At 57.1% G+C, this 23,712-nt stretch carries 21 protein-coding genes and 4 tRNA genes; 18 read left to right on the top strand and 7 right to left on the bottom strand.

Going from position 1 to position 23,712, the window contains the following annotated elements; genetic code table 11:
* Positions 1 to 44: 44 nt before the first annotated feature.
* Both JFT81_RS05680 and sstT read right to left on the bottom strand, forming a co-directional pair.
* A protein-coding gene (locus JFT81_RS05680; protein ID WP_201226453.1) for an IS3 family transposase occupies positions 45 to 1,267 on the bottom strand; the annotation gives its coding sequence in 2 pieces (ribosomal slippage) (positions 45 to 916 and positions 916 to 1,267; 1,224 coding nt in all).
* A 202-nt stretch (positions 1,268 to 1,469) separates the two neighbouring features.
* Complete coding sequence (gene sstT, locus JFT81_RS05675; protein ID WP_201226452.1) at positions 1,470 to 2,702, bottom strand: serine/threonine transporter SstT; 1,233 nt, start codon at positions 2,700 to 2,702, stop codon at positions 1,470 to 1,472.
* 336 nt (positions 2,703 to 3,038) lie between these two features.
* On the opposite strand from sstT, the gene JFT81_RS05670 reads away from it, so the two are divergent.
* Positions 3,039 to 4,202 (top strand): MFS transporter, encoded by a 1,164-nt coding sequence (locus JFT81_RS05670; RefSeq protein ID WP_201226451.1) that lies wholly within the window; start codon positions 3,039 to 3,041, stop codon positions 4,200 to 4,202.
* On the opposite strand, the gene nhaR is transcribed toward JFT81_RS05670, so the two are convergent.
* Positions 4,197 to 5,096 (bottom strand): transcriptional activator NhaR, encoded by a 900-nt coding sequence (gene nhaR / locus JFT81_RS05665; RefSeq protein WP_201226450.1) that lies wholly within the window; start codon positions 5,094 to 5,096, stop codon positions 4,197 to 4,199. The two genes, JFT81_RS05670 and nhaR, sit on opposite strands and share 6 nt — an antisense overlap.
* Positions 5,097 to 5,248: 152 nt before the next feature.
* Here nhaR and JFT81_RS05660 point away from each other — a divergent pair, with 152 nt between their 5' ends.
* Positions 5,249 to 5,494, top strand: coding sequence for a hypothetical protein (locus JFT81_RS05660; RefSeq protein WP_201147102.1), 246 nt, complete (start codon positions 5,249 to 5,251; stop codon positions 5,492 to 5,494).
* A 29-nt stretch (positions 5,495 to 5,523) separates the two neighbouring features.
* The gene (locus tag JFT81_RS05655) at positions 5,524 to 6,273 is read left to right on the top strand and encodes a TerC family protein (protein ID WP_201226449.1); all 750 of its coding nucleotides are present in this window, start codon (positions 5,524 to 5,526) and stop codon (positions 6,271 to 6,273) included.
* Positions 6,274 to 6,353: 80 nt separating this feature from the next.
* On the opposite strand, the gene JFT81_RS05650 is transcribed toward JFT81_RS05655, so the two are convergent.
* Positions 6,354 to 6,512, bottom strand: coding sequence for a hypothetical protein (locus JFT81_RS05650; RefSeq protein WP_201226677.1), 159 nt, complete (start codon positions 6,510 to 6,512; stop codon positions 6,354 to 6,356).
* 246 nt (positions 6,513 to 6,758) lie between these two features.
* Here JFT81_RS05650 and JFT81_RS05645 point away from each other — a divergent pair, with 246 nt between their 5' ends.
* The 3 genes from JFT81_RS05645 (at position 6,759) to JFT81_RS05635 (ending at position 7,945) form a co-directional block, all read left to right on the top strand.
* A complete protein-coding gene (locus JFT81_RS05645) occupies positions 6,759 to 7,430 on the top strand; it encodes a peptidase C39 family protein (protein WP_201226448.1) in 672 nt (223 codons plus the stop codon).
* Positions 7,431 to 7,519: 89 nt separating this feature from the next.
* Positions 7,520 to 7,726 carry a DUF6021 family protein gene (locus JFT81_RS05640; protein ID WP_201204726.1) on the top strand — a complete coding sequence of 69 codons (207 nt, stop codon included), beginning with the start codon at positions 7,520 to 7,522 and terminating at the stop codon, positions 7,724 to 7,726.
* Between the two features lie 12 nt (positions 7,727 to 7,738).
* The gene (locus JFT81_RS05635) at positions 7,739 to 7,945 is read left to right on the top strand and encodes a hypothetical protein (RefSeq protein WP_201204724.1); all 207 of its coding nucleotides are present in this window, start codon (positions 7,739 to 7,741) and stop codon (positions 7,943 to 7,945) included.
* Positions 7,946 to 8,075: 130 nt separating this feature from the next.
* Here the strand turns inward: JFT81_RS05635 and pbpG are convergent, their stop codons facing one another.
* On the bottom strand, positions 8,076 to 9,014 hold the full coding sequence (gene pbpG, locus JFT81_RS05630) for a D-alanyl-D-alanine endopeptidase (RefSeq protein WP_201226447.1): 939 nt from the start codon (positions 9,012 to 9,014) through the stop codon (positions 8,076 to 8,078).
* Between the two features lie 230 nt (positions 9,015 to 9,244).
* Complete coding sequence (gene folD, locus JFT81_RS05625; RefSeq protein WP_201226446.1) at positions 9,245 to 10,099, bottom strand: bifunctional methylenetetrahydrofolate dehydrogenase/methenyltetrahydrofolate cyclohydrolase FolD; 855 nt, start codon at positions 10,097 to 10,099, stop codon at positions 9,245 to 9,247.
* Positions 10,100 to 10,374: 275 nt separating this feature from the next.
* On the opposite strand from folD, the gene JFT81_RS05620 reads away from it, so the two are divergent.
* From JFT81_RS05620 to JFT81_RS05575, 10 genes are all read left to right on the top strand, one after another.
* Positions 10,375 to 10,451: transfer RNA gene (locus tag JFT81_RS05620), tRNA-Arg, on the top strand.
* 32 nt (positions 10,452 to 10,483) lie between these two features.
* Positions 10,484 to 10,559, top strand: a tRNA-His gene (locus JFT81_RS05615).
* Between the two features lie 56 nt (positions 10,560 to 10,615).
* Positions 10,616 to 10,700 (top strand) — tRNA-Leu (locus JFT81_RS05610).
* Positions 10,701 to 10,776: 76 nt separating this feature from the next.
* Positions 10,777 to 10,852, top strand: a tRNA-His gene (locus JFT81_RS05605).
* Between the two features lie 401 nt (positions 10,853 to 11,253).
* On the top strand, positions 11,254 to 12,564 hold the full coding sequence (tig, locus tag JFT81_RS05600) for a trigger factor (RefSeq protein ID WP_201147097.1): 1,311 nt from the start codon (positions 11,254 to 11,256) through the stop codon (positions 12,562 to 12,564).
* A gap of 92 nt (positions 12,565 to 12,656) precedes the next feature.
* Positions 12,657 to 13,292 (top strand): ATP-dependent Clp endopeptidase proteolytic subunit ClpP, encoded by a 636-nt coding sequence (clpP, locus tag JFT81_RS05595; protein WP_007951559.1) that lies wholly within the window; start codon positions 12,657 to 12,659, stop codon positions 13,290 to 13,292.
* Positions 13,293 to 13,404: 112 nt separating this feature from the next.
* Positions 13,405 to 14,688, top strand: a complete 1,284-nt coding sequence (gene clpX / locus JFT81_RS05590) for an ATP-dependent Clp protease ATP-binding subunit ClpX (RefSeq protein WP_003223632.1) — start codon at positions 13,405 to 13,407, stop codon at positions 14,686 to 14,688.
* A 163-nt stretch (positions 14,689 to 14,851) separates the two neighbouring features.
* Positions 14,852 to 17,248, top strand: coding sequence for an endopeptidase La (gene lon / locus JFT81_RS05585; RefSeq protein WP_201226445.1), 2,397 nt, complete (start codon positions 14,852 to 14,854; stop codon positions 17,246 to 17,248).
* Between the two features lie 148 nt (positions 17,249 to 17,396).
* The gene (locus JFT81_RS05580; RefSeq protein WP_008077714.1) at positions 17,397 to 17,669 is read left to right on the top strand and encodes an HU family DNA-binding protein; all 273 of its coding nucleotides are present in this window, start codon (positions 17,397 to 17,399) and stop codon (positions 17,667 to 17,669) included.
* Positions 17,670 to 17,900: 231 nt separating this feature from the next.
* Positions 17,901 to 19,772 (top strand): SurA N-terminal domain-containing protein, encoded by a 1,872-nt coding sequence (locus JFT81_RS05575; protein ID WP_201226444.1) that lies wholly within the window; start codon positions 17,901 to 17,903, stop codon positions 19,770 to 19,772.
* A 526-nt stretch (positions 19,773 to 20,298) separates the two neighbouring features.
* Here JFT81_RS05575 and JFT81_RS05570 read toward each other — a convergent pair.
* Complete coding sequence (locus JFT81_RS05570) at positions 20,299 to 21,504, bottom strand: MFS transporter (RefSeq protein ID WP_201226443.1); 1,206 nt, start codon at positions 21,502 to 21,504, stop codon at positions 20,299 to 20,301.
* Positions 21,505 to 21,622: 118 nt separating this feature from the next.
* Here JFT81_RS05570 and JFT81_RS05565 point away from each other — a divergent pair, with 118 nt between their 5' ends.
* Positions 21,623 to 22,522, top strand: coding sequence for a LysR family transcriptional regulator (locus tag JFT81_RS05565; RefSeq protein WP_201226442.1), 900 nt, complete (start codon positions 21,623 to 21,625; stop codon positions 22,520 to 22,522).
* A 92-nt stretch (positions 22,523 to 22,614) separates the two neighbouring features.
* Positions 22,615 to 23,475 carry a DUF2242 domain-containing protein gene (locus tag JFT81_RS05560; protein ID WP_201226441.1) on the top strand — a complete coding sequence of 287 codons (861 nt, stop codon included), beginning with the start codon at positions 22,615 to 22,617 and terminating at the stop codon, positions 23,473 to 23,475.
* The last annotated feature ends 237 nt before the right edge of the window (positions 23,476 to 23,712 follow it).

Here is a 23,712-nt window from a genome sequence, read left to right as displayed (position 1 = left end):
ACTTCCGTGTCTAGTCCTGAAATAGGTTTACACCTATTTCGCTCTCAAAACGCCCGATGCACCGCATCGGGCGTTTTGCATTTCAACGATAGATGCGGTCGCTTGCTGTTGTAGATGTTTACTGACTCGTCGACCATTTGAACCGCCTCAGCCAGATCCTTGGGTCGGTGAAGCAGAAACTCTGTCTTCAAGATTCCGTTAACCCGCTCTGCCAAGGCGTTCTGATAACAGTCATACCCATCGGTCATCGAGCACAGGATTCCATGCTTGGCATGCAGCTTCTGGTAGAGGTCAGAGCAATATTGCGAGCCGCGATCCGAGTGATGCACCAGCGCCTGATCGGTTCTTCTGCCCCGTAAAGCCTTGTTCATCGCTTGAATGACTGATTCGGCGTGCAAGGTTTCATGCACGTGATGACCAACGATCTTGCGAGAGTAGGCATCTGTAACCAAGCTCACGTACGCAACGCTTTGCTCGGTGGGTAAATACGTTATGTCCGCGACCCAGACCTGTTCGGAACCAGTGGCGGTCACTTGATCGGGGCCAGGTTTCAACCGGTTGGGATGTCGGCGGAAGCGATGATGACTGTCAGTGGTCTTGTGATAGGCGCGCTTGCGTGGCACCAATTGGCGACTATCTCGCAGGATATCGAACAGCCGGTCGCGACCGACTGTGCGCGATAGCTCCGGCTCGGACTGCATAAGGCCATGCAACTTGCGAGTGCCCAGTCGAGGCATCTGAAGGCGTGTTTCCAAGACAAACCCCAGCACTTTTCGGGCATGGCTGACTTGCGCGTCATAAGCCCGGTTTCGCTTGTAGTACGCCTGCGGGGAAATACCCAGAAACTGGCAAGCCCTGCGAATACTCAGGCCTTGGATTTGCCCTTGGGTGAGGACTTGCCGGATCGCTTTTTTACGACAGAAACACCGTAATCATTCTTCAACACGTCAACAACCGCCTCGAAGAACTGGGCTTTCTGATTGGCAAGGGCGAGCTTTTCTTCAAGCTCCTTGATTCGCTGTTCAGGCGTCAGCGGCAAACTTTGTTCGTCCATCGGTCGGCTCCTCTGGGCGCGAATAGAGGCGCCCTGGCTCCAGTCCTGCCGCCCATGCTTGCGTAGCCACACCAACACAGTCGACCGACCCTGAATTCCATAGCGCCGTTGAGCCTCTTTATAACTCAACTCGCCTTTTTCAACCTGATCAACGACTGCCAATTTAAAGCCCAGCGTGTAATCACGCTGGCTGCGCCTTTTTCCCGTATCCATTGATTCCTCCTGAAGATAAGTCAGAAGGTGTAAACCTTATTCAGGACGAGACACCGGCAACAAAAAAGCCCGCCAAGGTTTGCGCCTTGGCGGGCTTTTTATTGCTTTTGTGCAGGAGCGAGACTGCTCGCGATCGCGGTGTGTCAGCCAGCGGGTACTTGTCTGACATTCCGCAATCGCGAGCAGGCTCACTCCTACAGGGTTACGCGGTGCGCTGAGCTTTCGCTTCTTCACCCAGGCAGGCCGCGGCGGTAAACAGCACGTCGGTGGAGGAGTTCAGCGCGGTTTCTGCCGAATCCTGCAACACACCAATGATGAAACCGACCGCCACCACCTGCATGGCAATCTCGCTCGGAATGCCGAACAGGCTGCATGCCAACGGGATCAGCAGCAGCGAGCCACCGGCCACACCGGAAGCGCCACAGGCGCAAATCGCTGCGACAACGCTGAGCAGGATTGCGGTCGGGATATCCACGGCAATGCCCAAAGTGTGCACGGCCGCCAGTGTCAGCACAGTAATGGTGATCGCCGCGCCAGCCATATTGATGGTTGCGCCCAGCGGGATCGATACCGAATAGGTGTCTTCATGCAGGCCCAGGCGCTTGCTCAATTCCAGGTTGACCGGAATGTTCGCCGCCGAACTGCGGGTGAAAAACGCGGTAATGCCGCTTTCACGCAGGCATTTCAGGGTCAGCGGATAGGGGTTGCGACGCAGCTTCCAGAACACGATCAACGGGTTCATCACCAGCGCCACGAACAGCATGCAGCCGAGCAACACGGCCAGCAGGTGCGCATAACCGATCAGCGCGCCGAAGCCGGAGGTCGCCAGCGTAGAGGCCACCAGACCGAAAATGCCCAGCGGTGCGAAGCGAATCACCAAACGGACGATCACGGTCACGCCGTTGGACAGATCACCCAGTACTTCGCGGGTGGTGTCGCCGGCATGGCGAATCGCGATGCCCATGCCGATTGCCCACGCCAGAATACCGATGAAGTTGGCGTTCATCAGTGCACTGACCGGGTTATCGACCACGCTCAGCAACAGGCTTTGCAGCACTTCACTAATGCCGCCGGGTGCGGTGACCGCGACGTTTTCGGTGGCCAGCACCAGATGAGACGGAAACGCCATGCTCGCGACCACGGCCACTGCCGCTGCGGCGAACGTGCCGAGCAGGTAGAGGAACAGAATCGGCCGGATGTGGGTTTCCTGACCGTGTTTGTGGTTGGCAATCGAGGCCATCACCAGCACGAACACCAGAATCGGTGCCACGGCTTTCAACGCCGAAACGAACACTTTGCCGATGAACGCCGTGGATTTCGCCGCTTCCGGGGCGAACATCGCCAAGGCGATACCGGCGACCAGACCGATCACGATTTGCGTGACCAGGCTCAGTTTGCTCAAGCGTTGCAAGAGAGAAGGGGATGAAGCAGTCATAGCGGCATCTCTGTTTTTTTATAGGGTGCAAGGTTGCGTGAAACGATGGCAAAACACGGGCAGACCATCGTCACTCACCAAAAGGGCTGACGCGACATCAGCGCCATCAAGCTGGCTGCTGACCAGGGTGTACGTTTTTCAGGGCGCGGACTTTATCACAGCGTAGGCCTCATCCTTCAGGCCTGTGACGATCTGCCACCGGATCAGGCAACAAAGTCGGCAGGTTTGTGCAAGTCAGTCCGGACACACTCTGTTAAGATTCTCCATCCTCATTTTCAAGTTCTGCCAGCGGACCTCCGGGTCATCGCTGGTGTCGTCGTTTTGTTGGAGTTTCCCATGCTGTTGCCCATCCTTCTGTTGTCCGCCGCCGGCTTCACGGTGCTGACTACGGAATTCGTCATCGTCGGCCTGCTGCCGGCGATTGCCCGAGACCTCGAAGTGACCATCCCGCAAGCCGGGCTGCTGGTGACTCTATTCGCTTTTACGGTGGCCATGTTCGGTCCATTCTTGACCGCGTATTTCGCCCGTTTCGAGCGACGCAAGCTGTTCATCAGCATCCTGATCATGTTCGGTCTGGCCAATACCGTGGCGGCGCTGGCGCCGAATATCTGGGTGATGGCGTTTGCCCGGTTGATCCCGGCGCTGGGGTTGCCCGTGTTCTGGGCCTTGGCCAGCGAGACGGCTGTGGACATTGTCGGCCCGGATTTCGCCGGTCGCGCGATCGCCAAGATCGGCTTCGGCATTGTCTGCGCGACGGTGTTCGGCATTCCGGTCGGCACGCTGATTTCCGATGCGTTCGGCTGGCGCAGTGCTTTCGGCATTCTGGCGGTGATCGCGTTCGCCAAGGCCTTGCTGCTGTTTGTTTATTTGCCGAAGACCAACCTGCATCAACATCAGGTCAGCTTCCGTTCGCAGTTCAAGATCCTCCGTAGCCCGTTGATGATTGGCCATATCGTGCTGTCGATTCTGGTGTTCAGCGGTATGTTCACGGCTTACACCTACCTGGCCGATATTCTTGAGCGCCTGGCCGGTTTCAACGGCACCGTGGTCGGCTGGTGCCTGATGGGCTTCGGCGCGGTCGGGCTGATCGGCAACTCGCTGGGCGGCCGTGCGGTGGATCGTCATCCACTGGGAGCATCGGTGTTGTTTTGTGCGTTCATGATTGCCGGCATGGTCTCACTGGTGCCGAATATCCATTCGACGCTGGGGCTGGCGGTGGCCATGGGGATCTGGGGCGTGACTCAAGCCGCGTTGTTCCTGGTCAGCCATGTGCGCCTGATGAAAGCCGCACCAGAAGCGCCAGCCTTTGCCGCGTCGCTGAATATTGCCGGGGCTAATCTTGGCATCGGCCTGGGCGCAATGGTCGGTGGCCGGGTCATCGACAGTGCGGGTCTGGGCTTCCTCGGCTTTGCTGCCGCCGGATTCATTTTGCTCTCGGTATTCCTCGCCATGGTGCTGATGACACTCAAGCCGCGCGAAGTGTGCGCAGAGGCCTCATAACGCGGTAAACAGTTCGCGTCGAGCGCCTTCGGTAATTGCAACGATGCCAGGGTGCTTGACCTTGCGTTCCACCGAAATGGCATAGAACGATTCAGTCACCGCGTCGGTCTGGCCAATCAGCTCGACGCCGCACTGGCGCTTCACTTCCTCGGCAATCACGCTGGGGCCGATAAAAATCCCGCTTCCAGACTGCCCGAAGGCCTGCATCAAGGCACTGTCATCAAATTCGCCGACGATTTGCGGCTGGATCTGCTGCTCGGCAAACCAACGCTGCAAACGGCTGCGCACCACGGTTTCCGCCCCGGGAATCAACAACGGTGCGCCGTGCAGACTGCGCGGGAAGTCCTGCCCGTAGCGCTCGGCCAGCTCGGCGGTGGCGAAAAAACTGATCCCGCACTCACCGAGCTTCTGGCTATAACCTTTGATGTCGAGGTGCGAGGGCATCGGGCTGTCGGAAATCACCAGGTCCAGGCGCTGGATCGCCAGATCCGCCAGTAACCGTTCAAGTTTGTCCTCGCGGCAGGTAATGCGTAGCGGCTCGTTCAGTTCCATGGTCGGCGCGATCAGGCGATAGACGATGGACTTGGGCACCACATCGGCAACACCGACGCGAAACAGGATCTGCTGTTCGTTGGGCTGGGCGCGCAGCATCAGCTCCAGTTCACCGCCGAGCTGGAACATCTGCTCGGCGTAGGGCAGGGCCTGACGCCCGGCTTCGGTGAGTTCCAGTTGGCGGCCGACTCGGCGAAACAGCTCGATGCCATACGTCTGTTCCAGCAAGGAAATCTGCCCACTGATGGTCTGTGGGGTCAGATTCAGTTGCTCGCATGCACGCACGATGCTGCCTGTCTTCGCCACCACCCAGAAATAATGCAGTTGTCGATAATTAAGCATCCAGCAGCTCCCACATCATTGAATTTCTGGATTCGTAAAAATCGAAGTATAGCCGCTAAAAATACGAATTTTCCTGAAGTGTTTGCTTGCCTAGAATGCCCAGCCATCGACGGCCGGTCTGGTGACCCTGTCTGTTCTATCAAGGAAGCATCATGAAACTTAAAACCACGGCACTATTGCTGATTACGTCTTTACTGGTTCTGACAGGTTGCGATCAGGCTGAAAAAAGCGCCCAGCAGTTGATGGGCAAGGCGGCGGAAAGCGCCAAGCAAGCCATCGACGATACCCACAAAGCTGCCGAGCAGGCGCTCAGCGACGCCACCGGCGGGTTGATCGAGAAAAAACAAACGCCGGAAAAAGACGCGGAACAATCCGAATCTTCCTCCAAAACCATCTAAATCGTCTTACACAGAGTCAGGACTGACCCATGGAATATCTGTTAGAACTCGCCGCCAGCCCTGCTGCCTGGGTTGCATTGGCCACATTGGTGGTGATGGAGATCGTGCTCGGCATCGACAACCTGATCTTTATCTCGATCCTGACCAACAAACTGCCTGAGCAGCATCGGCAGAAGGCCCGTCGCATCGGTATCGGCATGGCGCTGATCCTGCGTCTGGCGCTGTTGAGCACCATTGCTTTTATCGTGCAGTTAACCGCGCCGGTGATCGAGATCCTCGGGCAGGCTTTCTCATGGAAGGATATGATTCTGATCGCCGGTGGTCTGTTCCTGGTCTGGAAAGCCACGACCGAGATCCACCACAGCATGGATCCGTCGCCGGATGATCCGAAGACCGCGACGTCGACCGTGGCCCTGGGCTTCGCTGCCGCTATCGGTCAGATCCTGTTGCTCGACATGGTGTTCTCGATCGACAGCATCATCACCGCTGTCGGCATGACCGAACACTTGCCGATCATGGTGATTGCAGTCGTGGTGTCGGTATTGGTGATGCTGTTTGCCGCTGAGCCGCTGGCCAAGTTCATCAACGACAACCCGACGGTAGTGATGTTGGCACTGGGCTTCCTGATCATGATCGGCATGACGCTGATCGCCGAGGGCTTTGGTGCCCACGTGCCGAAAGGCTATGTATATGCGGCCATGGCGTTCTCGGCCGGTATCGAGGTGCTGAACATGCTGTCGCGTCGTGCCAGGCAGAAGAAACTTGCTGCGCAGGCATAACCGGCAATAAAACTGAAGGCCGCCTGAACTCCCTGAGTCCAGGCGGCCTTTTTGTTTGCTACAGGGATCACGTCAGGATTTCAGTGCGCTGTCGCTGGAGGGGCGTGGTGTTTCGCGGCTTTATCGACCGCAGCAGGCTGGATCGGGTGGTGATGGTGGCGGCGGGAAATGCGCAGCACGCCCCACAGCATGGCGGTGGCCACGGCCAGCCATCCGGCAATCAGCATTACGATAGTCATGGTCAGGCTCATCAGTGCCTCCTCTTTGCCCTGCATCGGGCGCTCACTTTTTCAATTCGCTCTGTTTCAGTGACAGTCTAGTCAACGAGGTGTTTCAGACTATTGACCGAAGGTCGCGGATGACCAATCAGTTCGCTCTATGCAATCAATGGGTCTGCGGTTTAAGGCTATACCGCAACGATGCGCGGCCCTATGATCGCAGGCGTTGCCGGAACACGATGACCGGCGTCTGAACAGAGAGTGACGATGGTGCAGGTATTTTCTCGAATTCGTGCGGCGTTGCTGATCGCCGGTTGCGCGGCGGCATTGGCGGGTTGTGCGGGCAGCGTTGCGCCTGAGGTCAAGCGTCTGCCTGAGCGAGTCGAACTCAGCGGCACGTTTTATCGCGGCCAGGCCAATCAGAGCGGGCCGCAAGTATTGGCCAGTCTGCTGTCGCAGCAAGGCATCGTGATAACCCCCGGGTTGCTGGAAAAACCCCTGCACTTGCCGGGTGCTGAAGACAAATTGCAGCAGAACCTTCAGAACCTCGCTCGCGAGTACGGCATGGTCGTCTACCCGCTGGACAGCAACCTGCCGGCATTGTTGACGCAGGTCGCCGCCGGTTATCCGGTGATGGTGCGGTTTAGTGAAGGGTCGGCGTTCTGGGCAGAACCGCGCTATGCCATTCTCTCCGGTTACGACCGTAACAAGCAGAAGGTACTGTTGCGCGCTGGCATGAATCGTCGTGAGTTGATGAGCTTCAGCTCGTTTGAATCGGCTTTCGAAAAGTCTGGCAGCTGGGCCATTCTGATACAGAAACCGTCGCAGATTCCCGCGGCCGTCGACCGTCAGCGTTGGCTCAAAGCCGCCGATGAGCTGGCGCAGGCCGGTCAGGAAAACGAAGCTGCTCAGGCCAGGAAGGCGTTGGCTGCGCACTGAGTTTCCGTTCGTCATCTGCCGGGCACGTCTGTGCCTGGCGGGCCTCTTACCTCTATAACCCGATTTCGCGGGTGCATCAGGAGGCGAGCATGGCAGATTCCCCATCCCCAAAAGGCCCTCATTCGTCCGAACACTCTACGGGCGACGATTTAGGTTTCGATCCGGATTCGCCGGATCTCGATGATCCGCAGGTCGATCCCGTCGGCCCGGCCAAAGCACCCAAAGACGTGAAGCCGGGTGAGGACGACAAGAAGCCGGCGAAGCCCTATGACCCGTTAGCCAATCTGAAACCTTGATGTGAGGTGCGTATGAGTACCGATTCAAGCTTTGATGATCAAAAACCCGACAGTGTGCCGACAACGCCCGAGACAGAGGTTGATCCGGTGCTGGATCCTGACAGTCCGCTGCGTGATCCGCTGGCGCGGCCGAATGTACTGACGCCGGATTCTGTGCGCGATCCGAGCAAGGGGGATGGCATTCCTGATGATGATCAGATGCCGTTGCCGAATGATTGAGTCTTTCAGGTCGTGAGACTTCTCACTGGGGCAGTGGATGCCTCCGTGTTAAGAGGCTCCATTCACTTAGCTGTGGAGCGGGGATAAATCCCCTCGCCACAGGTGAGGGGACATCCGATGGTGTGTTGGACTACTTCGAGGCTTCAACCACGCCGCTCTGGCGCGATTTGAGGTTTTTCTCCGCTTTATATTGCTGAGCTACCGCTGGAACGCTGGCGCTCTTGCCGGTTTCCATCCAGCTGCGGATACGGCTGGCGTCGGCAAAATGGGTGTATTTGCCGAACGCATCAAGTATTACCAGCGCTACAGGGCGGTTGCCCATTCGGGTCACCAGTACCAGGCAATGTCCGGCGGGATTGGTGAAGCCGGTTTTGGTGATCTTGATGTCCCAGTCGGCTTTATTGACCAAGTGATCGGTATTGCGAAAACCCAGGGTGTAATTGGGTTTACGGAAAGACACGGTCTTTTCCTTGGTGGTGGTGAGCTCGCTGAGGATTGGATATTTGTTCGCGGCCACCAGCAGTTTGCTCAGGTCGCGGGCGGTGGAAACGTTGCGCTCCGACAGACCGGTGGGTTCGACGTAGTGCGTGTTGGTCATGCCGAGCGCCTTGGCCTTGGCGTTCATTGCCGCGATGAAGGCGGCATAACCGCCCGGATAGTGATGCGCGAGGCTGGCGGCGGCACGGTTTTCCGAGGACATCAGAGCAATCAGCAGCATCTCGCGGCGCGGCAGTTCACTTTTCAGTTTGACTCGAGAGAACACACCCTTCATTTCCGGGGTGTGGCTGATATCGACATCGATCCATTCGTCCATGTTCTGTCGGGCTTCAACCACTACCAAGCCTGTCATCAGCTTGCTGACGGAAGCGATCGGTACGATCACGTCAGGGTTGCTGGAGTAGATGACTTTATTGGTCTGCATATCCATGAGCAGGGCGCTGCCGGAGGCGATCTTCAACGTTGAAGCGTCACGGGGGGCAGCGGTGGTTTCCGCAGCGTTGATCGTTGGCGTGATGCATGTGCCTGCAAATGCAAAAAACAGGCTCAGAATCGAAAGACGAATTTTCACGCGGGCGAACTCATAAAGGTTGGATATTCCGTTAGTTTGTAACGGGTTATTTCTTAAAAGCGGCGCATTTTAGGAGTATGGCTGAAGAACTGTCGATGGTTGTTTGAACGACCTGAAAATCTCGTGAAAAGGCCTGTAAAAAGAGGGGTTTCCGGCGAACGGTTATAGTTTTTTCTCAGATACGAAAAACCCCGCACAGGGCGGGGTTTTTGTTTTGCCGAAAATACGCTTCAGGCGTGCAGGGTTTCTGCCGCGTAGAGGGTGTTTTCCAGCAGGCAGGCGCGGGTCATCGGACCAACACCGCCGGGCACCGGCGTAATCCAGCCAGCGCGGGGCAGGGCGGTTTCGTAGACAACGTCACCAACCAGTTTGCCGTCGTCCTGACGGTTGATGCCGACGTCGATGACGATTGCGCCTTCCTTGATCCATTCGCCCTTGACCAGGCCCGGCTTGCCGGCAGCCACGACCACCAGGTCGGCACGGCCAACATGGCCGGCGAGATCCTTGGTGAAGCGGTGGGTTACGGTCACGGTGCAACCGGCCAGCAGCAGTTCCATCGCCATCGGACGACCAACGATGTTGGAGGCGCCGACGACCACTGCGTCCAGTCCATAAAGGTCGACGCCGGTGCTTTCCAGCAACGCCATGATGCCTTTCGGGGTGCATGGACGCAGCAGCGGGATGCGCTGGGCCAGACGACCGACGTTATAAGGGTGGAAGCCGTCGACGTCTTTGTCCGGGCGAATGCGCTCCAGCAGCTTGGACGCGTCGAGGTGTTCCGGCAGCGGCAGTTGCAGGAGGATGCCGTCGATCGCAGGGTCATCATTGAGGCGATCGATCAGATCGGTCAGCGCGTCTTGCGTGGTTTCAGAGGGCAGGTCGTAGGCTTGAGAGAGGAAGCCAACCTCTTCACAGTCTTTACGCTTGTGCGAGACATAAACCTGAGAGGCAGGATCGCTGCCGACCAGGATCACCGCGAGGCCGGGAGTGCGCAGGCCTTGCTGGCGACGCTCGGCAACTCGTTTAGCGATCTGCTGGCGCAGGCTGGCGGCGATCGATTTGCCGTCGATTAGTTGTGCAGTCATTGCGCGTGATTAACCATCGAGAGGGGAAAAAATGAGAACGCATTCTCGCATGTCAGGCGGTGAGGGCAAAGGCGCTTGGTCAGCAAATTCCCCTAACTCCTTTAATTAAATGAATTTTTTTCAAAAAAGATTTGACGACCTTGGGAGCCCTCTATACTATTCGTCGCACTTGTCGGGCACAGCCTAGCACTGGTTAAGAAGGTCGAGCAGGATTACGATTCTGCGAAGGCTGGAAGCACTTAGTTTGTAGTCCTTTAAGAGTACAGATTAATAAGGCGCCCGTAGCTCAGCTGGATAGAGCATCCGCCTTCTAAGCGGATGGTCGCAGGTTCGAGTCCTGCCGGGTGCGCCATTAGGCAGCTTTGGCACAAGTAACGCGATATGGTGGGCGTAGCTCAGTTGGTAGAGCACGGGATTGTGACTCCCGTTGTCGTGGGTTCGATCCCCATCGTCCACCCCATATTTCGAAAAGCGCCAGATTTAACGGTCTGGCGCTTTTGTTTTAAAGCTTCATCTGCGGATGTGGTGGAATTGGTAGACACACTGGATTTAGGTTCCAGCGCCGCGAGGCGTAAGAGTTCGAGTCTCTTCATCCGCACCAATTAAAGCTTCATTCATGCCTTCGGGCTGGTGAAGTTCAACAAAGAAGTTGTTTGGCTTTTTTGTTACGCAATATGGTGGGCGTAGCTCAGTTGGTAGAGCACGGGATTGTGACTCCCGTTGTCGTGGGTTCGATCCCCATCGTCCACCCCATATTTCGAAAGGCGCCAGATTTAACAGTCTGGCGCCTTTTTTGTTTTAGCGGTTTCAAAAGTCGGCGTCGCCGTCTTTGGGTCGCAGGGGCAGGGCGCTTCGTCGTATTTATGTTGCTCGATGATGCCGTGCTGCCCGCCGGGCTTGCTTGCAGGTCCGGCCGTCAGGGAGTGATTGGCAGTCCCTTCTATATATAGAAGAGGTTGGCGCAGAGCCCTGGCGTGATTGGTTGTATTCGCCTGTGGGGCGCGCTGCAATCGTGCATCGGTCCCTATAAATTGCCTGCTGTTTTTTTACCCGTTTTCAGTAGGGTGACTTCTTGAGTTTGACCCACTAGAATGCATGCCCTTGATTCTGGGGTCGGAAACGGCCGGCTAACGTCTGTGCAACGAGGAATATCCATGCAAGTTTCTGTTGAAAATACTACTGCTCTTGAGCGCCGCATGAGCGTCACCGTGCCGGCTGAGCGCATTGAGAGCCAGGTCAACAAGCGTCTGCAGCAGACTGCCCAAAAGGCCAAGATTGCTGGCTTCCGTCCAGGCAAAGTGCCAATGAGCGAAATCAAGCGCCGTTTCGGTGCTGACGCTCGTCAGGAAGCTGTAGGCGACGTGATCCAGTCCTCCTTCTACGAAGCTGTGGTTGAGCAGAAGCTGAACCCGGCGGGTTCGCCTTCGATCGAGCCTAAATCGCTCGAAGCTGGCAAAGACCTGGAATACGTTGCTGTATTCGAAGTGTTCCCTGAGTTCACCGTTGCCGGTTTCGAAGGCATCACCGTTGAGCGCCTGAGCGCTGACGTGGCTGACGCTGACCTGGACAAAATGCTCGACATCCTGCGCAAGCAGAACACCCGTTTTGAAGTGACCGATCGCGCCGCTCAGAACGAAGACCAACTGAACATCGATTTCGTTGGCAAGGTTGATGGCGAAGTGTTCGCTGGCGGTTCCGCCAAGGGTACTCAACTGGTGCTGGGTTCCGGCCGCATGATCCCTGGCTTTGAAGAAGGCCTGGTCGGCGCCAAGGCTGGCGAAGAACGCGTTCTGAACCTGACCTTCCCAGAGGACTATCAGAACCTGGACCTGGCTGGCAAAACCGCCGAGTTCACCGTGACCGTCAACACTGTTTCCGAGCCTAAGCTGCCTGAGCTGAACGAAGAGTTCTTCGCTCAATTCGGCATCAAGGAAAGCGGCATCGACGGTTTCCGCACCGAAGTTCGCAAGAACATGGAGCGTGAACTGCGTCAGGCGATCAAATCCAAGGTCAAGAATCAGGTAATGGACGGTCTGCTGGCCACCAACCCGATCGAAGTGCCTAAGGCTCTGCTGTCCAACGAAGTTGACCGTCTGCGCGTGCAGGCTGTTCAGCAGTTCGGCGGCAACATCAAGCCTGACCAACTGCCGGCCGAGCTGTTCGAAGAGCAAGCCAAGCGCCGTGTTGTGCTGGGTCTGATCGTGGCTGAAGTGGTCAAGCAGTTCGACCTGAAGCCTGACGAAGCTCGCGTTCGCGAAATGATTCAGGAAATGGCTTCGGCTTACCAGGAGCCTGAGCAGGTTGTGTCGTGGTACTACAAGAACGAGCAGCAACTGAACGAAGTTCGTTCGGTTGTGCTGGAAGAACAAGTTGTGGATACTGTTCTGCAGAAAGCTAGCGTGACCGACAAGTCGGTCTCTTACGAAGAAGCTGTCAAGCCGGTAGAAGCTCCAAAAGCCGACTGATTGTTTTTGCGTTAAGAAGTACACACATAAGCCAGCCTTCGAGCTGGCTTATGCGTATTCAAGACATAACTATTTGGGAGTGACTGCAGAGCATGTTCCGTAATTCGTATATTCAGCAGAACTCTGATATCCAGGCCGCAGGCGGCCTGGTCCCGATGGTTGTCGAGCAATCTGCTCGTGGCGAACGCGCCTATGACATCTACTCGCGCCTGCTCAAGGAGCGAGTGATCTTTCTGGTTGGTCCGGTAGAGGACTACATGGCCAACCTGATCTGTGCGCAACTGCTGTTCCTTGAAGCGGAAAACCCGGACAAGGACATCCATCTCTATATCAACTCCCCGGGCGGTTCGGTGACGGCTGGCATGTCGATCTACGACACCATGCAGTTCATCAAACCCAACGTATCGACCACTTGCATCGGCCAGGCCTGCAGCATGGGCGCGTTCCTGCTGACCGCAGGCGCTCCAGGCAAACGTTTCTGCCTGCCTAACTCGCGTGTGATGATTCACCAGCCACTGGGCGGTTTCCAGGGCCAGGCTTCGGATATCGAAATCCACGCCAAGGAAATCCTCTTCATCCGCGAGCGTCTGAACACGCTGATGGCCAAGCACAGCGGCCGCACTCTTGAAGAAATCGAGCGCGATACCAATCGCGACAACTTCATGAGCGCCGAAGCTGCGAAGGAATACGGCTTGATCGATGAAGTGATCAACCAGCGCCCCGCTTAAAATAAGCAGCTCAAAATAGGCTTGGTCGGCGAGTCTGTTCGCCAGCGGGCTTGAAAAAGCCCGCAATAGCCTTCATCTTGTGTTGCAAGCCTATCGGATTTGGATCGAACGAATGACTGACACCCGCAACGGCGAGGACAACGGCAAGCTGCTCTATTGCTCCTTCTGTGGCAAAAGCCAGCATGAAGTGCGCAAATTGATTGCCGGCCCCTCGGTCTTTATCTGCGACGAGTGCGTCGACCTGTGCAATGACATCATCCGCGAGGAGGTGCAGGAAGCCCAGGCCGAGAGCAGCGCGCATAAATTGCCTTCGCCTAAAGAAATCAGCGGCATCCTTGACCAGTACGTCATTGGTCAGGAGCGTGCGAAAAAGGTTCTGGCCGTAGCGGTGTACAACCACTACAAGCGCCTGAACCAGCGTGACAAAAAGGCTGACGACGTCGAACTCGGCAAGAGCAACATCCTGCTGATCGGCCCGACAGGCTCCGGTAAAACCCTGCTGGCCGAAACCCTGGCCCGCTTGCTGAACGTTCCGTTCACCATCGCCGACGCAACCACCCTCACCGAGGCCGGTTACGTAGGTGAAGATGTCGAGAACATCATTCAGAAGCTGCTGCAGAAGTGCGATTACGACGTCGAAAAAGCCCAGATGGGCATTGTCTACATCGACGAAATCGACAAGATTTCCCGCAAGTCCGATAACCCGTCGATCACCCGCGATGTTTCCGGTGAAGGCGTGCAACAGGCCTTGTTGAAGTTGATCGAAGGCACGGTCGCTTCGGTACCGCCGCAAGGTGGCCGCAAGCATCCGCAGCAGGAATTCCTGCAGGTCGACACCCGTAACATCCTGTTCATCTGTGGTGGTGCGTTCTCTGGTCTGGAAAAGGTTATTCAAAACCGTTCCACCAAGGGCGGTATAGGTTTCAACGCAGAAGTTCGCAGTAAGGAAGAAGGCAAGAAGGTCGGTGAATCCCTGCGTGAAGTCGAGCCTGACGATCTGGTCAAGTTCGGTCTGATCCCGGAGTTCGTGGGTCGTCTGCCAGTTCTTGCGACGCTGGACGAGCTCGACGAGGCTGCGCTGATGCAGATCCTCACCGAGCCGAAAAATGCTCTGACCAAACAGTATGCCAAGCTGTTCGAGATGGAAGGCGTCGATCTGGAATTCCGCACCGACGCACTGAAATCGGTCGCCAAGCGTGCCCTGGAACGTAAAACCGGTGCCCGTGGCCTGCGCTCGATTCTCGAAGGTGTACTGCTCGACACGATGTATGAAATCCCCTCGCAGTCCGAGGTGAGCAAGGTCGTGATCGACGAAAGCGTGATCGAAGGCAAGTCCAAGCCACTGTATATCTATGAGAACAGTGAGCCGACAGCCAAGGCAGCGCCGGACGCGTAAGCGTTCACTCTGTCGCAACAAAGAAGGGGCCTTCGGGCCTCTTTTTTTTTATGTCGTTTTTTACATCCGCTTTGCGCTTGTTTTTTTCCAGAGCAGCCCCCATCTTGGTTTCAAGCTCAATTCCATCTGATTACGGCCTTATGGCCGCCGTAGAGGCGAAATCATGAAGACAACCATCGAATTGCCTCTCCTGCCATTGCGTGATGTCGTGGTTTATCCGCACATGGTTATCCCGCTGTTCGTGGGGCGCGAGAAATCCATCGAAGCCCTCGAGGCAGCGATGACGGGTGACAAGCAGATCCTCCTGCTGGCCCAGAGAAACCCGGCTGACGACGATCCCGGTGAAGATGCTCTCTATCGCGTAGGTACCATCGCCACTGTTCTACAGCTGCTCAAGCTGCCTGACGGCACCGTCAAGGTTCTGGTCGAAGGTGAGCAGCGCGGTACCGTTGAACGCTTCAGCGAAGTCGACGGCCATTGCCGTGCTGAAGTCTCGCTGATTGAAGAAGTCGACGCTGCCGAGCGCGAATCCGAAGTCTTCGTACGCACGCTGCTGTCGCAATTTGAACAATATGTACAGTTGGGTAAAAAAGTCCCGGCTGAAGTCCTGTCTTCGCTCAACAGCATCGATGAGCCGGGTCGTCTGGTAGACACCATGGCCGCGCACATGGCGCTGAAAATCGAGCAGAAGCAGGAAATCCTCGAAATCATCGACCTGTCGGCCCGTGTCGAGCACGTCCTGGCGTTGCTGGATGCCGAGATCGACCTGCTGCAAGTCGAAAAACGCATTCGTGGCCGCGTTAAAAAGCAAATGGAGCGCAGTCAGCGCGAGTACTACCTGAATGAGCAGATGAAGGCTATTCAGAAAGAACTCGGTGACAGCGACGAAGGCCACAACGAAATCGAAGACCTGAAAAAGCGTATCGACGCTGCCGGTCTGCCGAAAGACGCGTTGGCCAAAGCCACTGCCGAGCTGAACAAGCTCAAGCAAATGTCGCCGATGTCTGCCGAGGCTACCGTGGTGCGCTCGTACATCGACTGGCTGGTGCAGGTGCCGTGGAAGGCTCAAAGCAAAGTACGCCTGGATCTGGCGCGTGCTGAAGACATTCTCGATGCCGATCACTACGGTCTCGAAGAGGTCAAGGAGCGCATTCTTGAATACCTCGCCGTGCAAAAGCGCGTGAAGAAGATTCGTGGCCCGGTGTTGTGCCTGGTGGGTCCTCCGGGCGTGGGTAAAACCTCGCTGGCGGAGTCGATTGCCCACGCCACTAACCGTAAATTTGTGCGTATGGCCCTCGGCGGCGTGCGTGACGAAGCGGAAATTCGCGGTCATCGGCGGACTTACATCGGTTCGATGCCGGGAAGATTGATTCAAAAGATGACAAAGGTGGGTGTACGCAACCCGCTGTTCCTGCTCGATGAAATCGACAAAATGGGCAGCGACATGCGTGGCGACCCGGCGTCGGCGTTGCTGGAAGTGCTTGATCCAGAGCAGAACCACAACTTCAACGATCATTATCTGGAAGTCGATTACGATCTTTCGGATGTGATGTTCCTGTGCACTTCGAACTCGATGAACATTCCTCCGGCGCTGCTTGACCGGATGGAAGTGATCCGTCTGCCGGGCTACACCGAAGACGAAAAGATCAACATCGCCGTCAAATACCTCTCGCCAAAACAGATTGCCGCAAACGGCTTGAAGAAGGGCGAGCTGGAATTCGACGAAGAAGCGATCCGCGACATCATCCGTTATTACACCCGTGAAGCCGGTGTGCGGGGCCTCGAACGTCAGATCGCCAAGGTCTGCCGCAAGGCTGTGAAAGAGCACGCTATGGAAAAACGCTTCTCGGTGAAAGTGACAGCTGATGCGCTGGAACACTTCCTCGGCGTGCGTAAATTCCGCTACGGTCTGGCCGAACAGCAAGACCAGATCGGCCAGGTCACCGGCCTCGCCTGGACTCAGGTGGGCGGCGAATTGCTGACCATTGAAGCCGCTGTCGTGCCGGGTAAAGGCCAACTGATCAAGACCGGTTCGCTGGGTGATGTAATGGTCGAATCGATCACTGCAGCCCTGACCGTGGTGCGCAGCCGCGCGAAAAGCCTGGGCATTCCTGTGGATTTCCACGAGAAGCGCGACACGCACATCCACATGCCGGAAGGTGCCACGCCGAAGGATGGTCCGAGTGCCGGTGTAGGCATGTGCACTGCGTTGGTGTCGGCATTGACTGGCATTCCCGTGCGTGCCGATGTCGCCATGACCGGCGAAATCACCCTGCGTGGCCAAGTGCTGGCTATTGGTGGTCTGAAGGAAAAACTGCTCGCGGCTCACCGCGGCGGAATCAAGATTGTGATTATTCCGGAAGAAAACGTGCGTGATCTCAAGGAGATTCCGGACAACATCAAGCAGGATCTGCAGATTAAACCGGTTAAATGGATTGACGAGGTCCTGCAAATTGCGCTGCAATACGCGCCGGAGCCCTTGCCGGATGTGGCTCCGGAGATAGTTGCCAAGGATGAAAAACGTGAGTCTGATGCTAAGGAAAGAATTAGCACGCATTAGTATGCTTTTGCCTGGGTGGCTTCCTTGACAGCTTTTTAGAGCCCTTGTTATAAAGCGGCTCTTAAGTGTCTGTAGGCCATTCAGCACTCGTTTTTGCTTTCACCAAAAAACTTAGAATCATCTCAAAATAGATATAAGGGGACTTAGAGTGAACAAGTCGGAACTGATTGATGCTATCGCTGCATCCGCTGATATCCCGAAAGCTGCTGCTGGCCGTGCGCTGGACGCTGTAATCGAATCCGTCACTGGCGCTCTCAAGGCTGGCGACTCCGTTGTTCTGGTTGGTTTCGGTACTTTCTCCGTGACTGATCGTCCAGCTCGCGTAGGTCGTAACCCACAGACCGGCAAGACGCTGCAAATCGCTGCTGCTAAAAAACCAGGCTTCAAAGCCGGTAAAGCACTGAAAGAAGCGGTTAACTAAGTTCGTTACAAGTTTTTACCCATCCGGGTCGGGGTCATCCCTGACTTGGCAGCGGAGCGGTAGAGCAGGTCGCTGAAACAGGCGCCTGTAACGCCGGGATCGAGGGTTCGAGCCCTGTCCGCTCCGCCAGTTACGAGAAGGCGCATCCTCGGATGCGCCTTTCTTCTATCCGGATTCTACCCACGCTCCACGGTTGCCAAATTTTGAAGTTCAACCGTTTCTGGGGGACGCATGCTGCAGAATATCAGGGACAATTCACAAGGCTGGATTGCCAAGACCATTATCGGGGCCATCATTTTGTTGATGGCTTTGACCGGTTTCGACGCCATTTTCAAGGCCACGACGCACTCTAACGACGCGGCAAAGGTCAATGGTGAAGAAATCAGCCAGAACGAGCTGAGCCAGGCCGTTGATATGCAACGCCGTCAGCTGATGCAACAGCTGGGCAAAGACTTCGACGCTTCGTTGCTCGACGAAAAAATGCTTCGCGAATCGGCTCTCAAGGGCCTGATCGATCGGAAACTGCTGCTGCAAGGCGCGGAACAATCGAAGTTCGCTTTCTCTGAAGCGGCTCTGGATCAAGTGATCCTGCAAACGCCTGAATTCCAGGTGGACGGCAAGTTCAGTTCTGATCGTTTCGACCAGGTCATTCGTTCGCTGGGTTACAGCCGTATGCAATTCCGCCAGATGCTGGCTCAGGAAATGCTGATCGGCCAACTGCGCGCCGGTATCGGTGGCAGCGGTTTCGTCACCGACGCCGAAGTGCTGGCATTCGCCCGTCTGGAAAAACAGACCCGCGATTTCGCCACTCTGAACATCAAGGCTGATCCAGCCGCGGTCAAGCTGACCGACGATGAGGTCAAGGCTTACTACGACGAGCACGCCAAAGAGTTCATGACCCCGGATCAAGTGGTCATCGATTATCTGGAACTGAAGAAGGCTTCGTTCTTCGATCAGGTCGCCGTCAAGGACGAAGACCTGCAAGCGGCGTATCAGAAAGAGATCGCCAACCTGTCGGAACAGCGTCGTGCGGCGCACATTCTGATCGAAGTGAACGACAAGACCACCGACGCTCAGGCCAAGGCGAAGATCGAAGAAGTCCAGGCGCGTCTGGCCAAGGGCGAGAAGTTCGAAGCGCTGGCCAAAGAGTTCTCGCAGGATCCGGGTTCGGCCAACAATGGCGGCGACCTCGGTTTTGCAGGTCCTGGCGTTTATGATCCAGCGTTCGAAAAAGCCCTGTACTCGTTGGCTAAAGATCAGGTTTCCGAGCCGGTTCGTACCGACTTCGGTTACCACCTGATCAAGCTGCTGGGTGTTGAAGCGCCGGAAGTGCCGACCCTGGCCAGCCTGAAAGACAAGCTGACCCGCGAGCTGAAAGCCGCGCAGGTCGAGCAGCGTTTCGTCGAGGCGACCAAGCAACTGGAAGACTCCGCGTTCGAAGCGTCCGATCTGGCTCAGCCAGCAGCGGATCTGAAGCTGACTGTGCACACCTCCAAGCCATTCGGTCGTGAAGGTGGCGAAGGTGTTGCGGCTAACCGTGCCGTGGTCACTGCTGCATTCAGCACCGAAGTGATTGATGAGGGTGCCAACAGCACTGCCATCGAGCTGGATCCGGAAACCGTGATCGTGCTGCGCGCCAAGGAACACCTGAAGCCTGCGCAACTGCCTCTGGAAAGCGTGAGCGCGGCGATTCGTACTCAACTGACCAAAGAGCACGCGAGTGCTGCTGCCAAGACCAAGGCCGAGAAGCTGATCGCTGATCTGCGCGATGGCAAGGCTGCGCTGGACAAAGCTGTTGACGGTCAGAACTGGAAAACCACCGCAGCGGCCACCCGTGGTCAGGAAGGTGTTGATCCAGCGGTACTGCAGGCGCTGTTCCGCATGCCTAAGCCGGCTGCTAAGGACAAGCCGACGTTCAGCAATGTGACCCTGCCGGACGGCAGCCTGATGATCGTGCGCCTGAACGGCGTTAACGAAGCGGCTGCACCGACTGAGGAAGAGAAGGCTCAGTACCGTCGCTTCCTGGCATCGCGTGAAGGTCAGCAAGACTTCGCGGCGTATCGCAAGCAGTTGGAGGCTCAGGCAGAGATCAAGCGTTATTGATTGCTGATTGAGTCTTCCCTATAAAAGCCCCGGCTCGTGAGTCGGGGTTTTTTTGGTTTGGATTGAGGGGGGGTAGATCCGTTGCTGCGGTTATGGCTGCTTAAGGTTTCGCCCTTACGGCGACTCACTTTTTTGACAAACGCCTCAAAAAAGTAAGCAAAAAAAGGCTTGCTCCTACGTGCGGCCCACTCGCTAAGGCTCGGGGTGCCTTCGCTCCGGGATCGATACGGGGGGCATCGCCTACGGTTTGCTTCGCTGCACCTCCTCTCGATGTGTCCGACTTCGTCGAACGTCGCTTCGCTCCTTCCCCCGGATCAATCCCTCCACTCAGCCTTCCGACGTCGCCCATGGATCAAGATCAAGAGCGGCTGCCGAGCTAACGCTCATCCTGTTGAGTGGTGAGGAGCACTGCGGGTTGAGCTTTTGATCTTCGTAGGAGCAGAGCTTGCTCGCGAAGGGGGTTTCACCGCCCGCCAATTCTTGGCAGGATGCACGCAATCAGGCTCGGCACCACCAGGCATTGGCCTCATCCTGCGCTCGGGAATCCATGGGTTTTGGCTTTGGCCGTCGCGTACAGGCTGAGTACCAATAGTGCGGCGACGATCCACGGAAATGCTCCGACGCCTGGATTGTTGAGCAGTAAGCCACCCAATAGCCCACCGCCGGCAATCCCGACATTCCACAGCGTGACGAGCATCGATTGCGCGGTATCAGCGGCGTCTTTTGCGGTTTTCGCTGATGCGGTTTGCAGCAGCGAAGGCATTGCGCCGAATGCCAGCCCCCAGACAGCAGTGGCGAAATAAATCACGCTGGGCGACTCACGCCATATGCCCAGCGCAATCGAGGCCAGCATGAACAGCACCGCACTGATCAGTACCAGTTCGCGCAGCCATCGATCGATCAGGTTGCCGACGATCCACAGGCTCAGCACCGAGGCCAGCCCGAACACCAATAGCACGCGGTCGACCTGCGCATCGAGCCCGGATGGTTGCAGGAACGGCGCGATGTAGGTGTACAACAAGTTGTGTGCGACGACGTAGGAGAGGGTAACGAACAGCACCGATCGTACACCCGGCAGGGTAAATACCTGACGCAGTGGCAGGCGTTGTCCTTCGCGTTCGCCAGCGAAATCGGGGACTTGCCAGCGCACCCAGACGACCAGCAACACCGTCAGTCCGGTCATGATCGCGAAGCTCAGCCGCCAACCAACCATGGTGCCGAGCAACGTGCCTGCCGGGATCCCCAGTGACAGCGCGATGGGCGCGCCCAGCATCGCCACGGTGATTGCGCGACCTTGCAGGTGCGGGGCGACCATGCGGCTCGCGTAGCCTGCCAATAGTGCCCAAAGCAGCCCGGCAAATACCCCCGCAATGAGGCGGGCAATCAGGGTCAGCCAATACAGTTCCGAGAGCGCCGTCACGCTGTTGGCGATGGCGAAGCCGCCGATGGCTGACAGCAGCAGGGGTCTGCGCCGCCAGCTGCGGGTGGCGATCGTTAGCGGGATGGCCGCAAGGATCGAGCCGATCGCATACAGCGTGACCAGTTGCCCGACCAAGGCCTGTGAGACATTCAAGCCACTGCTCATCTGCGGTAACAAACCGGCCGGCATGGCTTCGGTCATCACCGTGATAAATCCGGCGGTGGCCAGTGCAAGCAGGGCGCCGAGGGGTAACCGGTCGGGGGTTTCGGCCGGGTTTTGCAGTGGGTTACAGGTCAGTTGTGCATCGTTCATGAGCGAGCATCCGTGTGCCGTGTTGACGAAGCGCACAGGGTAGGGCGCTGCACGCGAACGAAAAACAGGTTATGGTTCCGAACATATCGGACACGGATGTCGTTAATGGAGGCAGGGTATGGATAGCCTGGGCAGTATTTCGGTGTTCGTTCAGGTCGCCGACACGCGCAGTTTCACCGAGGCCGGTCGCCTGCAAGGCGTTTCATCTTCGGCGGTGGGCAAGAGCATTGCGCGGCTGGAGGCTCGGCTCGGCGTACGCTTGTTTCAACGCACCACTCGCAGCGTCACGCTGACCAGCGAGGGCGCGCTGTTTCTGGAGCGCTGTCGCAAGATCCTCGCGGAGGTCGAGGCGGCTGAATTCGAGTTGTGTGATGCCGCCTCGCAACCCCACGGTAAATTGCGTATCAGCCTGCCACAGGTGCATGGCCTGGTGATGCCGGTCATGACCGAGTTCATGGCGCTGTACCCGCAGATAGAGTTGGATCTCGACCTGACAGACCGCATGGTCGACGTGGTCGAAGAGGGATTCGATGCGGTGATTCGCACCGGCAAGCCGCGGGATTCGCGATTGATGGCGCGGCCATTGGGCGAGTTTCATATGGTACTCGTGGCCAGCCCCGTCTATCTGCAGCAGCGTGGCACGCCGCAGAGTCCTGCGGATCTCGCCGATCACGCTTGCTTGCGGCATACCTTTCACGCCACTGGCAAGCTCGAGCCATGGCCGTTCAGGCGTGAGGAGGGCGGCATTGAGCCGATGTTGCCGACGAGGCTGGTCAGTTCGTCCATCGAGGCGGTTAGCCACGCAGCGCTGGCCGGTATGGGCATTGCCTGTCTGCCTGATTTCATGACCCATGAGGACGTCGCCCAGGGTCGCTTGCAGCGGGTGCTCGATAGCCATCTGGAGCATGTCGGGCGGTTCTGGGTACTTTGGCCGTCAAGTCGACACGCCACGGCAAAATTGCGGGTTTTCATCGATCATTTATCGGCGCGACTTTTTCCCGCCACTGAAGGTCGATAGAGTTGTAAGCGTTTCAAGACACTAATCCATACGCCGCGGGGTCGTGATCTGTTGCACAATACGCCCCGGACTGTTTTCCCTCAGGATGTTTAATGTTGATTTCCATTCCCTTGCGTGTTGTCGGGTTGGCGTTGTTGGTGGCGGCTGTGGCCGGCTGTTCGAAGGACAAGCCGATGTATGAGCATGAGAACTTCGATGACTCGGGTACGTTCTCGCGCAATTACCCTGTGAGCGACGCTGTCAGTTGCGAAGCGGCGCGTCGTGCGTTGCTGAGTCAGGGCTACATCATTACCAGCAGCGATCCGAAGCTGATCAGCGGCCACAAGAGCTTTCAGCAGACCGGCGATACGCACATGGAGATCAGCTTCAATGTGGTCTGCGCCGAAGACAGCAGTGGCAAGCACCACGCGACGATGTTCGCCAATGCTCTGCAGGATCGTTACGCACTGAAGAAGACCAACAACTCTGCCAGCCTCGGCGTCGGCGTGTTGGGCTCGGTGTCGATGCCGATCGGCTCCTCGGACGATTCGATGGTCAAGGTTGCCAGCGAAACCGTGTCCTCGCAGAAATTCTATGAACGCTTCTTCACCCTGGTCGAGCTGTTCCTGCCGGCCGATGCGAAGAAAGCGGCGCATATCGAAGAGAAGCCGAAGACTGATCTGGGTGTGCCTGAGCCCAAAGCTGCGCCTGCGCCAGCGCCGGCGGCATTGGTGCCGACGCCAGCCGCCGAGCCTGCAGCAACGCCTGCCCCGGCTGCTGAACCAGCCCCGGCCCCGGCCGAAGTGGCGCCGGTGAGCTCGGAGCCGGTGGTTCCGGCGGCAGAGACGGCGCCGATCACCCCGGCGCCAGTCGCTGAACCAGCTCCTGCCGCGGAGACCATCACTCCGCCGGCCAACCCGGACATCCCACCGCCGTCCGAGCCGATCCCGGCGATGCCTGCGTCCGGCCAGTAATCCGATCCCGTGTAGGAGCTGCGGCACGCTGCGATCTGTTGATCTTGTCCTAAAAACAAGATCAACGGATCTCAGCGTGCCGCAGCTCCTACGCGAGTATTTCGTTACATTCTCCGGACAAAAGTCCCGCGATAAATTCCTGACCGTCTGCTACGTTTTATTGATGAAGGCCGTGTTTCATTTTTCCTTCATACGGGCACTTTATGCTCGGGGCACGGGTCGATTGATCAGGCCATT

It is taken from the genome of Pseudomonas sp. TH43, assembly GCF_016650635.1.
Classification (GTDB): domain Bacteria; phylum Pseudomonadota; class Gammaproteobacteria; order Pseudomonadales; family Pseudomonadaceae; genus Aquipseudomonas.
This window is presented reverse-complemented; position numbering and strand designations above follow the sequence as displayed.